Annotated in this window: 17 protein-coding genes; 13 read left to right on the plus strand and 4 right to left on the minus strand. The window is 69.4% G+C overall.

Annotated elements, in window-relative coordinates; genetic code table 11:
• Positions 1-113 precede the first annotated feature (113 nt).
• From AOZ49_RS18950 to AOZ49_RS18975, 6 genes are all read left to right on the plus strand, one after another.
• Positions 114-1,331, plus strand: a complete 1,218-nt coding sequence (locus AOZ49_RS18950) for an MFS transporter (RefSeq protein WP_054477107.1) — start codon at positions 114-116, stop codon at positions 1,329-1,331.
• Positions 1,332-1,444: 113 nt separating this feature from the next.
• The gene (locus tag AOZ49_RS18955) at positions 1,445-2,215 is read left to right on the plus strand and encodes an ABC transporter ATP-binding protein (RefSeq protein WP_054431347.1); all 771 of its coding nucleotides are present in this window, start codon (positions 1,445-1,447) and stop codon (positions 2,213-2,215) included.
• Between the two features lie 70 nt (positions 2,216-2,285).
• Positions 2,286-3,284 (plus strand): ABC transporter substrate-binding protein, encoded by a 999-nt coding sequence (locus AOZ49_RS18960; RefSeq protein WP_054477109.1) that lies wholly within the window; start codon positions 2,286-2,288, stop codon positions 3,282-3,284.
• The gene (locus AOZ49_RS18965) at positions 3,281-4,054 is read left to right on the plus strand and encodes an ABC transporter permease (RefSeq protein ID WP_049073452.1); all 774 of its coding nucleotides are present in this window, start codon (positions 3,281-3,283) and stop codon (positions 4,052-4,054) included. The genes AOZ49_RS18960 and AOZ49_RS18965 overlap by 4 nt, the downstream gene beginning before the upstream one ends.
• A gap of 8 nt (positions 4,055-4,062) precedes the next feature.
• Complete coding sequence (locus AOZ49_RS18970) at positions 4,063-4,878, plus strand: transporter substrate-binding domain-containing protein (RefSeq protein WP_054477111.1); 816 nt, start codon at positions 4,063-4,065, stop codon at positions 4,876-4,878.
• Positions 4,879-4,962: 84 nt separating this feature from the next.
• Entirely contained in the window at positions 4,963-5,550 is a 588-nt protein-coding gene (locus AOZ49_RS18975; RefSeq protein WP_054431350.1) for an IMPACT family protein, read from the plus strand.
• 32 nt (positions 5,551-5,582) lie between these two features.
• On the opposite strand, the gene AOZ49_RS18980 is transcribed toward AOZ49_RS18975, so the two are convergent.
• Positions 5,583-5,957: a thioredoxin family protein gene (locus AOZ49_RS18980; protein ID WP_006394697.1), complete on the minus strand. Its 375-nt coding sequence runs from the start codon at positions 5,955-5,957 to the stop codon at positions 5,583-5,585.
• 202 nt (positions 5,958-6,159) lie between these two features.
• Entirely contained in the window at positions 6,160-7,182 is a 1,023-nt protein-coding gene (locus AOZ49_RS18985; protein ID WP_054431351.1) for an LLM class flavin-dependent oxidoreductase, read from the minus strand.
• A gap of 235 nt (positions 7,183-7,417) precedes the next feature.
• Here AOZ49_RS18985 and AOZ49_RS18990 point away from each other — a divergent pair, with 235 nt between their 5' ends.
• Together AOZ49_RS18990 and AOZ49_RS18995 are read left to right on the plus strand one after the other, a co-directional pair.
• Positions 7,418-8,209, plus strand: coding sequence for a helix-turn-helix domain-containing protein (locus AOZ49_RS18990; protein WP_231690387.1), 792 nt, complete (start codon positions 7,418-7,420; stop codon positions 8,207-8,209).
• A gap of 124 nt (positions 8,210-8,333) precedes the next feature.
• Complete coding sequence (locus AOZ49_RS18995) at positions 8,334-8,690, plus strand: VOC family protein (protein WP_054477113.1); 357 nt, start codon at positions 8,334-8,336, stop codon at positions 8,688-8,690.
• Between the two features lie 84 nt (positions 8,691-8,774).
• On the opposite strand, the gene AOZ49_RS19000 is transcribed toward AOZ49_RS18995, so the two are convergent.
• Positions 8,775-10,067, minus strand: coding sequence for an NCS2 family permease (locus AOZ49_RS19000; protein WP_054431353.1), 1,293 nt, complete (start codon positions 10,065-10,067; stop codon positions 8,775-8,777).
• A 109-nt stretch (positions 10,068-10,176) separates the two neighbouring features.
• Here AOZ49_RS19000 and tsaD point away from each other — a divergent pair, with 109 nt between their 5' ends.
• Entirely contained in the window at positions 10,177-11,208 is a 1,032-nt protein-coding gene (gene tsaD, locus AOZ49_RS19005; RefSeq protein ID WP_054477114.1) for a tRNA (adenosine(37)-N6)-threonylcarbamoyltransferase complex transferase subunit TsaD, read from the plus strand.
• Positions 11,209-11,292: 84 nt separating this feature from the next.
• Here the strand turns inward: tsaD and plsY are convergent, their stop codons facing one another.
• On the minus strand, positions 11,293-11,931 hold the full coding sequence (gene plsY, locus AOZ49_RS19010) for a glycerol-3-phosphate 1-O-acyltransferase PlsY (RefSeq protein ID WP_054477116.1): 639 nt from the start codon (positions 11,929-11,931) through the stop codon (positions 11,293-11,295).
• 191 nt (positions 11,932-12,122) lie between these two features.
• On the opposite strand from plsY, the gene surE reads away from it, so the two are divergent.
• From surE to AOZ49_RS19030, 4 genes are read left to right on the plus strand one after another with little or no spacing between them, the layout of a single operon-like run.
• Positions 12,123-12,881: a 5'/3'-nucleotidase SurE gene (gene surE, locus AOZ49_RS19015; protein ID WP_054431356.1), complete on the plus strand. Its 759-nt coding sequence runs from the start codon at positions 12,123-12,125 to the stop codon at positions 12,879-12,881.
• Entirely contained in the window at positions 12,866-13,690 is an 825-nt protein-coding gene (locus tag AOZ49_RS19020; protein WP_054477117.1) for a protein-L-isoaspartate(D-aspartate) O-methyltransferase, read from the plus strand. Before surE ends, AOZ49_RS19020 begins: the two co-directional genes overlap by 16 nt.
• A gap of 17 nt (positions 13,691-13,707) precedes the next feature.
• A complete protein-coding gene (locus AOZ49_RS19025) occupies positions 13,708-14,562 on the plus strand; it encodes a peptidoglycan DD-metalloendopeptidase family protein (protein ID WP_054477118.1) in 855 nt (284 codons plus the stop codon).
• A complete protein-coding gene (locus AOZ49_RS19030; protein ID WP_006394707.1) occupies positions 14,559-15,338 on the plus strand; it encodes a 3'-5' exonuclease in 780 nt (259 codons plus the stop codon). Before AOZ49_RS19025 ends, AOZ49_RS19030 begins: the two co-directional genes overlap by 4 nt.
• The last annotated feature ends 187 nt before the right edge of the window (positions 15,339-15,525 follow it).

Below are 15,525 nucleotides of genomic sequence, written 5' to 3' on the forward strand. Positions count from 1 at the left end.
CCTGATCCCCGCATTGAGGCGGCTGGCCGAATCCCGTTCAGCCAGCCGCAATCCTGCTGGGCTATCATCCGGGTAAACCCTGGCCCGTTGCGCCAGGTTCCACCCCGTCAGCCATGCCTCCCACACCTCATACCACGCCCGATGGCCAGCCCATCGGGACGTTCGCGTTGACCTCGCGCATCGTCGCGATCGCCTTTTTCACCTTCATCTGTTACCTGGCCATCGGCCTGCCGCTCGCGGTGCTGCCCGGCTACGTGCACGGCCAGCTCGGTTACGGCTCGGTGCTGGCGGGGCTGGCCATCAGCGTGCAGTACGTAGCCACGCTGCTGAGCCGCTCGCACGCCGGCCGCATGGCCGATACGGTCGGACCCAAGCAGACCGTGGTGATCGGCATGGCGGCCTGCGCCGCCAGCGGCGTGTTCCTGCTGCTGGCCTATGCCTTTGAGCGCAGCGCCTGGCTCAGCCTGGGCGCCATCATCGTCAGCCGGCTGGCGCTGGGCTTCGGCGAAAGCTGGGTCGGCACCGGCTCGGCCACCTGGGCGATTGCCCGGGTCGGCCCGCTGCACACGGCGCGGGTGATCTCCTGGAACGGCATCTGCACCTACGGCGGGCTGGCGCTGGGCGCGCCGCTGGGCGTCTACCTGGAAACCGAATGGAGCATGGGCGCGCTGGGCGGCGCGGTGCTGCTGCTGGGCCTGGCCGGCCTGGGGCTGGCGCTGGCGCGGGCCGCGGTGGCCATCGTCGGCGGGCATCGCATGGCCTTCAAGAGCGTGGTGCTGCGGGTGTTCCCGCACGGCATGGCGCTGGGGCTGGGCTCGGTCGGCTTCGGCACGCTGGCGGCCTTCGTGGCGCTGTACTACGCCAGCTTCTCGTGGGAGGGCGCGGCGCACGCGCTCAGCGCGTTCGGCTGCGCCTTCATCGGCGTGCGCCTGCTGTTCGCCGGCACCATCACGCGCTTTGGCGGCTTCAAGGTGGCGCAGGTGTCGTTCCTGGTCGAGGCCGCCGGCCTGGCGCTGCTGTGGCTGGCGCCCAATCCCACCGCCGCGCTGGTGGGCGCGGCCCTGACCGGCTGCGGCTTCGCGCTGGTGTTCCCGGCCATCGGCGTCGAGGCCGTGGCGCGCGTGCCGGCCGGCAGCCGCGGCGCCGCGCTGGGCGCGTATTCCGCCTTCCTGGACCTGGCCCTGGGCGCCACCGGCCCGGTGGCGGGCTACATCTCGGGCGGCTTCGGCTATCCGGCGATCTTCCTGGCGGCGGCGATGTCGGTGCTGCTGGGCTTCCTGATCGCATTCGGACTGCAGCGCCACGCCAGCCGCGCGCAGGCGGCGGCCTGAGGTGCTTTGTTTATAACCAAAAGTCTTAAGAACATTCGATATTGATCGTTTGGATTCATATAACGAATTGTTAGATTAGGCCCGTTCCCCAACGCGCGCCCACGATTCGTTCCATGAACCTGACTTTCGACCACGTCCACAAGCACTTCGGCGACCTGCCGGTCGTCGACGGCTTCACCAGCGAATTCAAGACCGGCGAGCTGGTCGCGCTGGTCGGCCCGTCCGGCTGCGGCAAGTCGACCCTGCTGCACCTGGCCGCCGGCCTGGAAAAACCCACGCAAGGGCAGGTGCTGGCCGACGGCAAGGCCGTGACGGGCCCGCATCCCAGCCGCACGCTGGTGTTCCAGGAACACGCGCTGTATCCATGGCTGACTCTGGAAGACAACGTGGCGCTGGCGCTGGAATTCCAGAAGACCCCCAAGAAGCGCGCCCGCGAGGCGGCGCGCGAGTGGCTGGCGCGCGTCAGCCTGGCCGGCTTCGAGCACTATTACCCGCATCAGGTGTCCGGCGGCATGCGCCAGCGCGCCGCGCTGGCCCGCGCCTTCATCGCGCAGCCGCAGACCATGCTGATGGACGAACCCTTCGGCGCGCTTGACGCGCTGACGCGCCTGGCGCTGCAGGACGTGCTGCGCCAGCTGATCGCGCAGGAAAAGCCCACCGTGCTGCTGGTGACCCACGACGTCGACGAGGCGCTGTTCCTGGCCGACCGCATCGTGGTGTTCAGCCCGCGTCCGGCGCGGGTGCTGCGCGAATTCAACCTGGCCCATCGCGCCAAGAGCCACGACCTGTCCGACCTGGCCGCCGAGAAGCGCGAGATCCTGCGCTTGCTGGGCATCGCCGTCGACGGTTCGTCGGCCCACGCCGACCTGGCGCTGGCGGCCTGATTCCCTGATTTTCCGGTTTACGGACGGCGCCACCGGCGCCGGCCATCCTCGATTCCCTGGAGCTTTTCCCATGAAATTCAAGCAATGGCTGTCCCTGCCGCTGGCCGCGGCGCTCCTGGCGGCGGCGCCCGCCATGGCCGCCGAGAAATTCCGCGTCGGCTACCTGCGCGTGATGGACGATGCGCAGGCCATCGTGGCGCAGGAGGGCGGCTACTACAAGAAGGCCGGCCTGGATTCCGAGCTGATCGAGTTCAAGTCGGGCACCGACCTGATCAAGGCCATCGTCGGCGGCCAGCTGGACATCGGCGTGCTGGGCTTCACCAATGCCGTGGCCTGGGCCTCGAAAGGCGCGGACCTGAAGGTGGTGGGCGGCGCGCAGCAGGGCTACCACTCGCTGATCGTGCGCGACGATTCGGGCATCAAGGACATCGCCGGCCTGAAGGGCAAGACGCTGGCCTCGCAGGCCGAGGGCAGCGCCGCCGACGTGGTGCTCAAGGGCGTGGTGCTCAAGCAGGGCAACCTGGACGCGGACGACGTCAACGTGATGGGCGTGAGCCCGGCGGTGGCGGTGCAGTCGCTGGTGGGCAAGCGCGTCGACGCGGCCTTCCTGTTCGAACCCTACGACCGCATCGCGCAGCTGGTGGCGCCGGTCAAGCAGATCTACGAAGTGGGCCAGGCCTGGCCATTCCCGTGCATGGTGGTGATCACCTCGGGCGAGACGCTGGCCAAGCGCAAGGATGACGTCTGGAAGGCGCTGGACGCTCAGAACCAGGCCATCGCGCTGCTGCAAAAGGAACCGGCCCAGGCCTCCAAGCTGATCGCCTCGTACTTCATCGCCGAGCCCACGCTCAAGACCCTGAACCGTGGCGAGCTGCCGCGCGAGACGGTGATCGCCGAGGCCATCAGCACGCAGGTGTTCACGCCCAAGCTGACCGAGAAGGACACCAAGCGCATGCAGGAGATCGCCGACATCCTGCAGGCCCAGGGTTCGCTCAAGACGCGCGACGGCAAGCCGTACGACGTCTCCAGCATCGTCGACCTGTCCTGGCAAGAGGCTCGCAAGCTTTGAGCGCATCGACCCGTGTGACCGGCGCCCGCAAGCATCTGGCGGGCGTGCTGGGCGTCCTGTTCATCCTGGCGCTGTGGCAGGCGGCGGCGTTCGCCTTGCCCGACTTCCTGATGCCGGGCGTGCCGGCGGTGCTCGAACGCCTGTTCGAAGACCTGGGCAAGCAATCGTTCCACCAGAGCCTGATGGGCACGCTGGGCCGGCTGGGCGCGGGCTACGGCCTGGCGCTGGCGGCGGGCATCGGTTTCGGCCTGGTGGCGGCGGTGCTGTTCTTCTTCCGCGAAGTGCTGCGCAGCGCCATCGTTATCCTGCAGTCGATTCCGTCGATCGCCTGGGTGCCGCTGTTCCTGATCGTGATGGGCTTCGGCAGCACGCCGATCATCGTGGTGGTGGCGCTGTCGGCGTTCTTCCCGGCGGCCCTGAGCGTGATGAACGCCACCGAGTCGGTGCAGCGCGTGCACGTCTCGGCCGCCCGCGTCATGGGCGCCACGCCCTGGGGCCTGGTCAAGCGCGTGTACCTGCCGGCCGTCATGCCCGAGCTGATCACCGGCGCCCAGCTGGCGTTCGGCAACGCCTGGCGCGCGCTGATTTCGGCCGAGATGCTGATCGGCTTCGGCAAGGGCCTGGGCCGTTCGCTGGCCTATTCGGGCGAGATCGCCGACATGACCGGCGTGATGACCAATATCCTGGTCATCGCGGTGCTGGCCGCGCTGATCGACCAGTTCGTGCTCGAGAACCTCAAGCACCGGCTGCTGCGCTACCAGTACGTGTGAGGCCAGGGATGCGGCGCGTGTTTTGTCTCCTGATCGGCGTATCGGCCTTGCTGTCCGCGGCCAGCGGCGCGGCGCCGGCCGACGGCCTGGCGGCCGCGCGCCAGCGCGGCGAGCTGGTGGTGGGCGTGCCGTACCTGGCGCCCGCGCCGGCGGCCGGCGCCAAGATCCGCACCCCCGAAGGACTGGACCTCGCCATGGCCGAGAAGCTGGCGCAGGACCTGGGCCTGCCGTTCAGCCTGCGGCAGGTGGCGGCCGCCGACGCGGCCCGCCTGCTGGCCGCCGGCGAGGTCGACGTGGTGCTGGCCGACCGTGCGCAGCCGGGGCAGGCGCTGCCCGCGTCGCTGGCGGCGGTCGCCACCGGCTACGCCGCGCGTCCCAAGGCCGTGATCCGCAGCGATACCCGCATGCGCCAGGGCAGCGATGCCCGCGGCCGCAGCGTCTGCATGGCCGAGGCCGCCGTCGGCGCGCAGGCGCTGGCCCGCAGCTGGGGCGCGGTGGTGCGCACCTACCGCGTGCCGTCGGACGCGCTGGTGGCGGTGCGCGAAGGCGGCTGCGATATCGGCCTGGTCGACGACGCGGTGTGGGAACCGCTGATGCGCTTTCCCGAATGGAAGAAATTCTCGGCCACGCTGGGCGCCGACGGCGCCCGCCAGGAACGCGTGTGGCTGCTGCCGGCGGCCGACACCGCCACGCAGGCCTGGCTCGATGCGCGCATGCGCGACTGGGCGCGGGCCGGCGCCTGGAAAGCCCTGCCGGCCAAGTGGGCGCGCGACGTGGCCTTCGACGTCTACCTGGACCAGGAAGTCGCCGACTGCCACGGCTGAGGCCCGCGCGCCGGAGCCGTCCGTCCTGGCCGCGCCAGGCGCGGCCGGGGTCCGGCCTGGATCCGGCCCTTACAATGCCGGGCTATGACTACCACCTTGACCGCTGTCTGCTCGCACGAGGAAGACATCAAGAAAAGCCGCTTCGTCGCGCATGCCGCGCCCGTCTCCAGCATCGACGAGGCCATGGCGTTCTTCGCGGCGCACAGCGACCCCGAGGCGACCCACAACTGCTGGGCCTACCGCATCGGCCAGGAATACCGCTTCAATGACGATGGCGAGCCCGGCGGCACGGCCGGACGCCCGATCCTGCAGGCGATCGAAGGGCAGGGCATGGACCGCGTGGCGGTGCTGGTGGTGCGCTGGTTCGGGGGCGTCAAGCTGGGCGCCGGCGGGCTGGTGCGGGCCTATGGCGGTTGCGCCGCCAACTGCCTGCGCAACGGTCCGCGCGCCGAGATCGTGGACCTGGCCACGGTGGCGTGCGCCTGCGGCTTCGCCGAGCTGCCGCTATTGAAGTCGCGGCTGGCGCAGGCCGGCGCGGTGATCGTGCAGGAGGATTTCAGCGCCGACGGCGTGGCGTTGCGCTTCACGGTGCCGCGCGACGCCGTGGCCGACCTGGAGATGACGGCGGCCAACATCACGCGCGGCCGCTCGGCCTGGGAACAACTGGCGTGAAAAACACAAGGGCCCCGAGGGGCCCTTGCGCATCACGCGTCCTGGCTGTCCTGGGCCGCGGCGATTTCCTGGTGGACCTTTTCCATGTCCACTTCCTTGATCTTGGCAAGCAGCTCATTGAGCTGGCCGCCCGACAAGGCGCCCGGTTGCGAGAACAGCAGGACCTTTTCACGGAACACCATCAGCGTGGGAATCGAACGGATGCCCAGCGCGCCGGCCAGTTCCTGCTCGACGTCGGTGTTGACCTTGGCGAACGTGACGTCCGGATGCTCGGTGGCGGCCTGCTCGAAGACCGGGGCGAAACCGCGGCACGGGCCACACCAGGGCGCCCAGAAGTCCACGATCAGGGTGCCGTCCGGCGTGATGGCTTCCTGGAAAGTGTCTTTGGTCAGTTCAACAATACTCATTTTGGATCCTTGCCGCTGGCGCGGCGCAAAAAGTCGATATCAGCGGCGCGGGGGGGGGGCATGCCCCGAACCGGATTCGGCGACGCGGTATTGCCGGTCCTGCCAGTCCATAGTAGAGCGGGGACCGGTCACGTCGCAATGGTTGGCGCTGTGGCGAGCGCAGTCTGCGGGGCTTGCGGGGCTGGCGGCGGGGCCGCCGGCCTCACGCCGCGGTTGTTGTGGACATGCCGTCGCGCTGCTTGAGCGCGGCGACGATCTCGAAGGAACGCAGGCGATCGGCGATATCGAAGAAATCGGACACGATCATGACTTCGTCGGCTTCCGTTTCGGCCACCAGGGCCTCCAGCCGGCGCTTGACGGTCTCGGGGCCGCCGACGATGGCGGCGCCCAGGCGCTGGTTCACGGCCTCGCGTTCCCACTCGTTCCAGAGCCCGTCCATGCTGTCGACCGGCGGCTGCAGCTGCAGGCGGTTGCCGCGCACCAGCGACAGGAACTTGAGTTGCTGCGTGGTGGCCTGGCGGCGGGCTTCCTCGTCGGTCGCCGCGGCGATCACCGGCACGCCGATCATGGCGTAGGGGCGGGCCAGCGTCTCGGACGGTTTGAACAGGTGGCGATACAGGCGCATCGCCGCCATGCCCTCGGGCGAGAAGTGGCCGGCGAACGAGAACGGCAGGCCCAGCTCGGCCGCCAGCCGGGCGCTGAAGTCGCTCGAACCCAGCAGCCAGATGGGGATGTCCAGGCCTTCGCCGGGAATCGCGCGCACCGGCTGGCCGGGACGCGAGGGCGCGAGAAATCCGCGCAGTTCCTCGACCAGCGCCGGGAATTCCAGGCCGCTGCGCGGACCGCGGCGCAGCGCGTGCTGCGTGGCGCCGTCGCTGCCGGGCGCGCGGCCCAGGCCCAGGTCGATGCGGCCGGGGTACAGGGTTTCGAGCGTGCCGAACTGCTCGGCGATGATCAGCGGCGCATGGTTGGGCAGCATCACGCCGCCCGAGCCGACGCGCAGCGTCGAGGTGTGCCCGGCGATGTGGCCGATCAGCACCGCCGTGGCGCTGCTGGCCACGCCGTTGATGTTGTGGTGCTCGGCCAGCCAGAAGCGCTTGTAGCCCAGGCGTTCGACGTGCTGCGCCACCGCCACGCTGTTGCGGAAGGCGTCGGCGGCATCGCGGCCTTGCACGATCGGCGCCAGGTCCAGCACCGAGAAGGGGATACGGGCGAGGGTGCTCATGCGTGGCGCTCGCGGCGGCGGGGACAGGAGGAATGCGGGGTGTGGCGAGACAAGGTCGGCTCCATAGTCTTATATACATGGGGAGTGTATCGGCGAATTCAACCGCCTCCGACAGCAACCATGAGGGCCGGCGGGTTGATAGCGGACCTCAATGGCGGCGATTGGCTGGATGGCTCGCGAACCGTGGCAGCCGTACCGGTATAGTGGTCATTTCCGCCTTGCAATCACTGTTTCCATGGCCTCTGGCCCGACCCCCGATTCCGCCGCGCCCGCCGTCGCGGGCATGACCGGCAGCTATCACGAGGCCCTGCCCGTGGCGTCGCTGCGCCCGCATTTCCTGTGCGCCTGGCGCAGCGAGCTGGCGCCGGGGCAGGCCGCCGACGTGGCGGTGCTGCCCGACGGCTGCGCGGACATTCTCTGGACCGGCGGCCGTCTGAGCGTGGTCGGCCCCGACGTGGTCGCCGCGCGGCCGCAGCTGGCGCCGGGCGCGCGGGTGCTGGGCCTGCGCTTCCAGCCGGGCGCCGCGCGCGGCTGGCTGGGCGTGCCGCTGTCCGAGCTGGTGGGGCGTCGGGTCGAACTGGCCGCGCTGTGGGGCGACGCCCGCGCCGACCGTGTCGCGCGCCGGGTGCGCGAGGCCGCCACGCCCGAAGGCCAGATGCTGGCTCTGCAAGAAGCGCTGACGGGCGATGCGCGGCGCCACGAGGCGCCCGCGCCGCGGGCCGCGGCCCTGTTCCGCTGGCTCGCGGCCGAGCCGCGGCCCGGCGGCCCTGGTCTCGACGACCGCTTGGAGATGAGCGAGCGCAGCCTGAGGCGCTTCAGTCACGACCATTTCGGCTATGGCCCCAAGATGCTTGAACGCATCCTGCGGTTGCAGCGCTTCATCGCGCTGCTGCGCGGTCCGGCGGGCCTGCCGCTGGCCCGGCTGGCCGCGGACGCGGGCTATGCCGACCAGGCTCACCTGAGCCGCGAGGTGCGGGCGCTGTGCGGCATGACGCCCTCGGCGCTGCGCGAGCAGGCGCGCGGCTAGTGGCGCGCGGCTAGCGGCGCACGTCCGGCGGCGCGCGGCTGTTGGCGTCTGGCCGTTTCGTTCAAGACGCGGTCGCGCGAATCGGGGATGATGCGGTTTTCTTCGATATCCGCGGGAGACACGCATGGGCGCCACCGGCAACAACCACCAGATCGACAACATCGAATTCAACGTCGCCGACATCGCGCGCAGCAAGCGCTTCTATGGCGACGCCTTCGGCTGGTCGTTCACCGACTACGGGCCGACCTACACCGAATTCACCGATGGTCGCCTGAAGGGCGGCTTCACCACCGGCGAGCCGGTGCGCCCGGGCGGGCCGCTGGTGATCCTGTACGCCGACGACCTGGCTGACGCGCAGCGCCGCGTGACGGCGTCGGGCGGCCGCATCAGCCGCGAGGCCTTCGATTTCCCCGGCGGCCGCCGCTTCCACTTCGCCGACCTCGATGGCTATGAACTCGCGGTCTGGACCGCCGTGGCCTGACGGCGGGGACGCGCGCCGGCATGAAAAAACCGCCGCCTTCCGGATCGGAAGCGCGGCGGTTTCGCATGGCGCGTCTGGCGGACGTTATTCCGGGAAGAATGCGTAGCGGATCACGAACAGGATCGCCACCAGCCAGGTGGCCGGATGCACGTCGCGCACGCGGCCCGTGGCGGTCTTGAGCACCACGTAGCTGATGAAGCCGAAGGCGATGCCGTTGGCGATGGAGTAGGTGAACGGCATCACCAGCGCGGTCAGCGCGGCCGGGGTGGCTTCGCAGACGTCGTTCCAGTCGATGTCGATCAGCTCGCGCATCATCAGGCCGGCCACGTAGAGCAGGGCGGGCGCGGTGGCGTAGGCGGGCACGGCGCCGGCCAGCGGCGAGATGAACAGCGCGGCCAGGAACAGCAGGGCCACGACCAGGGCGGTCAGGCCGGTGCGGCCGCCGGCCTGCACGCCCGAGGCGCTTTCGACGTAGGCGGTGGTGCTGCTGGTGCCCAGCATCGAGCCGGCGACGATGGCGGTGCTGTCGGCGAACAGCGCGCGGCCCAGGCGGTTGGGGCGACCCTCCGGCATCAGGCCGGCGCGCTTGGCCACGCCCACCAGCGTGCCGGTGGCGTCGAACACCTCGACCAGCACGAACACCAGGATGACGTGCACGAAGCCGGTGTGCAGCGCGCCCAGGATGTCCATCTTGAACAGCGTCGGCGCCAGGCTCGGCGGCGCCGCGAACACGCCCTTGAATTCGTTGTAGCCCAGCGCCATCGACAGCACCGTGACCACCAGGATGCCGATCAGGATGGCGCCGCGCACGCGCAGCGCGTCCAGCGAGGCGATGATGAAAAAGCCCAGGATGGCGAACAGCGGTCCCGGCGTGGTCAGGTCGCCCAGCGTCACCTTGGTGGCCGGATGCGCCACCACGATGCCGGCGCTCGACAGCGCGATAATGGCCAGGAACAGGCCGATACCGGCGGCGATGGCGCTGCGCAGCGAATGCGGGATGCCCTTGACCAGCCAGACCCGGATGCCCGAGATGGTCAGGATCAGGAAGATCACGCCCGAGATGAACACGGCGCCCAGCGCCTGCTCCCAGGTGTAGCCCATGGTCTTGACCACGGTGAAGGCGAAGAAGGCGTTCAGCCCCATGCCCGGCGCCATGCCGATCGGCCAGTTGGCGATCAGCGCCATCACCAGCGAGCCCAGCGCGGCGGCCAGGCAGGTGGCGACGAACACGGCGTTGCGGTCCATGCCGGTGGACGATAGGATGTCCGGGTTCACGAAGATGATGTACGACATCGTCAGGAATGTCGTCAGGCCGGCCACGATCTCGGTTCTCGCGGTCGTGCCGTGTTCACGCAGGTTGAATAGCTTCTCCAGCATTCTTATCCCCAGGGTGCTTGCAGGCTCGGTTTGTCGGGAGGGGGGCGTTGCCGCCCTCGGTCATTTTGTAAACGGGCGTATTTTCGCATCAGTTGTAAACTCTGCCGCCATGATTATTCTCGGCTTTGAAAGCTCCTGCGACGAAACGGGCGTCGCAGCCGTCTGTACGGAACGCGGCCCGCTCGCGCACGCCCTGCATACCCAGATCGCCATGCACCAGGAATACGGGGGCGTGGTGCCTGAACTCGCCTCGCGCGACCATATCCGGCGCGTGGTGCCGCTGACCCACCAGGTGCTGCGCGAAGCCGGCCTGGAAATGTCGGACATTGACGCGGTCGCCTACACCGCGGGTCCCGGCCTGGCCGGCGCGCTGCTGGTGGGCGCCAGCGTGGCGCAGTCGTTCGCCTGGTCGCGCCACCTGCCGGCCATTCCCATCCATCACCTCGAAGGTCACCTGCTGTCGCCGATGCTGGCCGATCCGCGGCCCGAGTTTCCCTTTGTCGCGCTGCTGGTGTCGGGCGGCCACACGCAATTGATGCGGGTTGACGGGGTGGGGCGCTACGAATTGCTGGGCGAAACCCTGGACGACGCCGCCGGCGAAGCCTTCGACAAGTCCGCCAAGCTGATGGGCCTGGGCTATCCCGGCGGTCCGGCGCTGGCGCGCCTGGCGACGCAGGGCGATGCCACGCGTTTCGACCTGCCGCGCCCCATGCTGCACAGCGGCGACCTGGATTTCAGCTTCAGCGGCCTGAAGACTGCCGTGCTGACCCGGGTCAAGGCCGCCGAGCAGGACGGCGGGCTGGATGAACAGACCCGCGCCGACCTGGCGGCGGCGACCCAGGCCGCGATCGTCGAGGTGCTGGCCGCCAAGTCGATCCGCGCCTTGAAGCAGACCGGCCTGCGCCGCCTGGTGGTGGCCGGCGGGGTCGGCGCCAACCAGCTGCTGCGCGCCAAGCTGGCCGCCGCGCTCAAGCCCCTGAAGGCCCAGGCCTATTTCCCGCCGCTGGCGCTGTGCACCGACAACGGCGCCATGATCGCCTTCGCGGCGGCCGAGCGGGTCAAGGCCGGGCTGGTGACGCTGGACCCGGACGCCCACGGCTTCACCGTGCGGCCGCGCTGGGACCTGGCCGATATCGCCTGACCGAGACGGGCAATGGAAAAGGGGGCCGCAGCCCCCTTTTTTCATCCCGCGCCGCGGCGGCCATGCCGGCCCGCCGGGCGGGCGTCACTTTTTCTTGCCGCCGATGCGGCTTTCGGTGCCTTGCACCAGGCGCGTGATGTTGGCGCGGTGGCGGTAGAACAACAGCACGCCGATGATGGCCAGGGCCACGCCCATGGCCGGCTGGGCATACCAGGCCAGGCCCGAGCCGAACACGTAGTAGACCGGGGCGAAGAACGCCGCCACCAGCGAGGCCAGCGACGAGTAGCGGAAGAACACCGCGATGATCAGCCAGGTGGCCGCCGTGGCGACCGCCAGCCAGGGCTGGATGGCGACCAGCACGCCCAGGGCGGTGGCCACGCCCTTGCCGCCCTTGAAGCCCAGGAAAATCGGATACAGATGGCCCAGGAAGGCCGCCACGGCCACCGCGGCCAGCGGGCCGGGGGCGATGCCGGGGGCCAGCTTGACCGCCAGCCAGACGGCGAACCAGCCCTTGGCGGCGTCGCCCAGCAGGGTCAGGGCGGCGGCGGTCTTGTTGCCGGTGCGCAGCACGTTGGTCGCGCCGGGGTTCTTCGAGCCGTAGCTGCGAGGATCCTGCAGCCCCATGAGTTTGCTGACCACCACGGCGAACGGCACGGAGCCGATCAGGTAGGCCAGCAGGATGAGCGCCGCGGTGAACGCCAGGGACGGTTCGGTGATCGCCATGTTCTAGAGGGGTCCGTTGTTATCGTGCAGTTGTCTCGGTGGCTGCGGATTCTACCCCGGTCGCCGGCCGGGCCGGGTACGGGTATGCGAGCGGGTCATCGGGGGACAGGTGGACGGGGACATGCCGGCGCCTTCCGCGGACGGTACAATCCAGCCGGTCCACCCGCGTTTTATTTTCTTTCGGATGCACAATGCGAATTCTGGTTTCGAACGATGATGGTTACTCGGCCCCTGGGCTCGAAGCGCTGGTCAAGGCGCTGGAAGGCCTCGGCGATCTGACCGTCGTCGCGCCCGAGACCAACCACAGCGGCGCGTCCAATTCCCTGACGCTGAACCGCCCGCTGTCGGTGCGCACCGCCTCCAACGGCTTCATCGCCGTCAATGGCACCCCGTCCGACTGCGTCCACGTCGCCCTGACCGGGCTGATGGACACGCGCCCCGACCTGGTGGTGTCCGGCATCAACAACGGCGCCAACATGGGCGACGACACGCTCTATTCGGGCACCGTCGCCGCCGCCAGCGAGGGCTACCTGTTCGGCATCCCGGCCATCGCCTTCTCGCTGGCCGAGAAGGGCTGGGAGCACATCGACTCGGCCGCCCGCGCCGCCCGCCTGGTGGTCGAGCGCCACCTGGCGCAGCCGCTGGCCGCGCCGGTGCTGCTGAACGTCAACATCCCCAGCCGCCGCTTCGACGACATGCACGGCTTCGAGGTCACCCGCCTGGGCAAGCGCCATCCGTCGCAGCCGGTGGTGCGCACCACCACCCCTTACGGCGACACGGTCTACTGGATCGGGCCGGTGGGGCAGGCCGCGGACGCCACGCCGGGCACGGATTTCCACGCGGTGGCGCAGGGCAGGGTGTCGGTCACGCCGCTGCGCCTGGATCTGACCCAGCACGGCCAGCTCGAAGAAATCCGGACCTGGGCGGAGCCGCTATGCGCCGACGCATAAGCCAGCCGGACGTTTCCCAGGCCGTGCCCGGGCGGCCCAGCCCGGTCCGCTACGATTCCGGACGGCTCAGTCCCGGCGTTACGCCGGCCAACAGCAATACCCGCATTTCGGCCGCCACCCTGCAAAGCCAGGCCAAGGCGCCGACGCCGGCTGCCGGCGGCAACCTGGGGCTCAATTCCGATCGCCTGCGCCAGGCCATGGTGCAGCGCCTGCGCGGACAGGGCGTCAGCGACGAGCGCGTGCTCAATGCCATGGCCGCGGTGCCGCGCCACCTGTTCGTCGACGAGGCGCTGGCCAGCCGCGCCTACGAAGACGCGGCGCTGCCCATCGGCCACTCGCAGACCATCTCGCAACCGTGGGTGGTGGCGCGCATGATCGCCGCCATCTGCGAAGACCGCACGCCCACCCGCGTGCTGGAAGTCGGCGCCGGTTGCGGCTACCAGGCCGCGGTGCTGGCGCAGTTCGTGCGCGAGGTCCATTCCATCGAGCGCATCCGCGGCCTCTACGAGCTGGCGCGCGAGCATCTGCGCGCCTTGCGGCTGACCACGCGGATCCGCTTGATCTACGGCGACGGCATGCTGGGCCTGCCCGGCGTGGCGCCGTTCGATGCTATCGTTGTGGCTGCCGCTGGCCTGACCATCCCGCAAGCGCTGCTCCTGCGGCTGGCGCCGGGTGGACGCCTGATCGCTCCCGAAGGGGGCTCGAACCAGCGCCTGGTGCTGATCGAACGCACGGGCGCGGCCAGCTGGAAACGAACTGAATTAGAGGCCGTGCGCTTTGTGCCGCTGCGTGCCGGAATACAATCTTGAGCAAACAGGAGAAACGTATGCTCAACGGGCAGTTGCAACTGACCGATATGACCCTTGGCGTGTCCATGACGCGCCTGCGCCGCCCGCTTTTCGTGGCGGGCGTCCTCAGCCTGGCCATCCTGGCCGGCTGCGCTTCCAAAGGCACGCGCGCGCCGGTCGTTGACCTGGCCGGCGGGCAACCGGCCGCCGCCGCCCAGCCGGGCGGCAGCTACGTCGTCAAGCCGGGCGACACGCTCTACAAGATCGCTCGCGCCAACAACGTCGATGTCGAGAACGTCAAGCGCTGGAACAACCTCAGCGACCCCAACCAGATTTCGGTCGGACAGGTGTTGAAGATGTCCGGTTCGTCGGGCGGCGGCGCGCAACCCGCGCCCATCGCCAGCACCAAGCCGCAGCCGCGTCCGCTGGACCAGCCCGGCGACACCTCGGCCACCGCCACGGCGTCGCTGCCGCCGCCCACGCCGACCCCGGCCGAGAACAAGCCTGTCACCCGCGCCGCCGATGCCGGCGTGATCAACTGGGCCTGGCCGGCGGGCGGCCAGATCATGCAGGGCTTCAACAACAACAGCAAGGGCATCGACATCGCCGGCGCGCTGGGCGACCCGGTCAACGCCGCGGCGGATGGCAAGGTCATGTACAGCGGCAACGGCGTGCGCGGCCTGGGCAACCTGATCATCGTCAACCACCAGAACGGCTTCATCACGGCGTACGCGCATAACCGCACGCTGCTCGTGAAGACCGGCCAGGACGTCAAGCGCGGCGCCAAGATCGCCGAAATCGGCCAGAGCGACACCACCTCGCCGCGCCTGCATTTCGAGATCCGCCGCCAGGGCACCCCCGTGGATCCGATGCAGTACCTGCCCGCCAAATGACGCCCACCCTGGTATTCGACCTCGAGACCATTCCCGACGCGGACGGCCTGCGCAAGCTCAACGGCTGGAGCGCCGACGTCCCCGACGCCGAAGTGGTCGAGCGCGCGCTGACCGCGCGCCGCGAGGCCGTGGGCCACGACTTCCTGCCGCTGCACCTGCACAAGGTCGCGGTGGTGGGTTGCGTGTTCCGCGACGACCAGGGCTTTCGCGTCAAGACGCTGGGCCAGCCCGACGATCCCGAAGCCGCCTTGCTGGCCGGTTTCTTCAAGACCATCGAGCGCTACACGCCCAAGCTGGTCAGCTGGAACGGCTCGGGCTTCGACCTGCCGGTGCTGCACTATCGCAGCCTGATCCAGGGCGTGCCCGCGCCGCGCTACTGGGACATGGGCGAGGAAGACCGCGATTTCAAGTTCAACAACTACATCTCGCGCTATCACTCCCGCCACACCGACCTGATGGACCTGCTGGCCAAGTACAACGGCCGCGCCAACGCGCCGCTGGACGAACTGGCCAAGCTGTGCGGCTTTCCGGGCAAGCTCGGCATGGACGGCAGCAAGGTCTGGGAGGCCTGGAGCCAGGGCCGCGCCGACGAGGTCCGCGCCTATTGCGAAACCGACGTGGTCAACACCTGGCTGGTGTATTGCCGCTTCCGCTTCCTGCGCGGCGAAATCGACCGCACCGCCTACGATGCCGAAATCGCGCTGGTGCGCGATACGCTGGCGGCCAGCGACGCGGCGCACTGGAAGGAATACCTGGCGGCCTGGGACGCCAGCTGAGCGATGCGCGCGGCGTGCGCGATAGGCGCGACGGACGGGGCCCGCTGGGCCCCGTTTTCACGTCCGGCAGGGGCGCAATCGACTGAAACATAGCTTGCGGGGACGAAACCCGGGTGAAACCGGGCGGATCGCACAATGGCCTCGCTTTCTTCACTTTCAGGAGACCTACATGTCCCGATTCGCACTC

It is taken from the genome of Achromobacter sp. 2789STDY5608615 (assembly GCF_001298995.1).
In the GTDB taxonomy this organism is placed as follows: domain Bacteria; phylum Pseudomonadota; class Gammaproteobacteria; order Burkholderiales; family Burkholderiaceae_B; genus Achromobacter; species Achromobacter insuavis.

Coding starts and splice junctions, on each gene's coding strand:
- AOZ49_RS18950 (WP_054477107.1), top strand. CDS start 114: ATGCCTCCCACACCTCATACCACGCCCGATGGCCAGCCCATCGGGACG.
- AOZ49_RS18955 (WP_054431347.1), top strand. CDS start 1,445: ATGAACCTGACTTTCGACCACGTCCACAAGCACTTCGGCGACCTGCCG.
- AOZ49_RS18960 (WP_054477109.1), top strand. CDS start 2,286: ATGAAATTCAAGCAATGGCTGTCCCTGCCGCTGGCCGCGGCGCTCCTG.
- AOZ49_RS18970 (WP_054477111.1), top strand. CDS start 4,063: ATGCGGCGCGTGTTTTGTCTCCTGATCGGCGTATCGGCCTTGCTGTCC.
- AOZ49_RS18975 (WP_054431350.1), top strand. CDS start 4,963: ATGACTACCACCTTGACCGCTGTCTGCTCGCACGAGGAAGACATCAAG.
- AOZ49_RS18980 (WP_006394697.1), bottom strand. CDS start 5,957: ATGAGTATTGTTGAACTGACCAAAGACACTTTCCAGGAAGCCATCACG.
- AOZ49_RS18985 (WP_054431351.1), bottom strand. CDS start 7,182: ATGAGCACCCTCGCCCGTATCCCCTTCTCGGTGCTGGACCTGGCGCCG.
- AOZ49_RS18990 (WP_231690387.1), top strand. CDS start 7,418: ATGGCCTCTGGCCCGACCCCCGATTCCGCCGCGCCCGCCGTCGCGGGC.
- AOZ49_RS18995 (WP_054477113.1), top strand. CDS start 8,334: ATGGGCGCCACCGGCAACAACCACCAGATCGACAACATCGAATTCAAC.
- AOZ49_RS19000 (WP_054431353.1), bottom strand. CDS start 10,067: ATGCTGGAGAAGCTATTCAACCTGCGTGAACACGGCACGACCGCGAGA.
- tsaD (WP_054477114.1), top strand. CDS start 10,177: ATGATTATTCTCGGCTTTGAAAGCTCCTGCGACGAAACGGGCGTCGCA.
- plsY (WP_054477116.1), bottom strand. CDS start 11,931: ATGGCGATCACCGAACCGTCCCTGGCGTTCACCGCGGCGCTCATCCTG.
- surE (WP_054431356.1), top strand. CDS start 12,123: ATGCGAATTCTGGTTTCGAACGATGATGGTTACTCGGCCCCTGGGCTC.
- AOZ49_RS19020 (WP_054477117.1), top strand. CDS start 12,866: ATGCGCCGACGCATAAGCCAGCCGGACGTTTCCCAGGCCGTGCCCGGG.
- AOZ49_RS19025 (WP_054477118.1), top strand. CDS start 13,708: ATGCTCAACGGGCAGTTGCAACTGACCGATATGACCCTTGGCGTGTCC.
- AOZ49_RS19030 (WP_006394707.1), top strand. CDS start 14,559: ATGACGCCCACCCTGGTATTCGACCTCGAGACCATTCCCGACGCGGAC.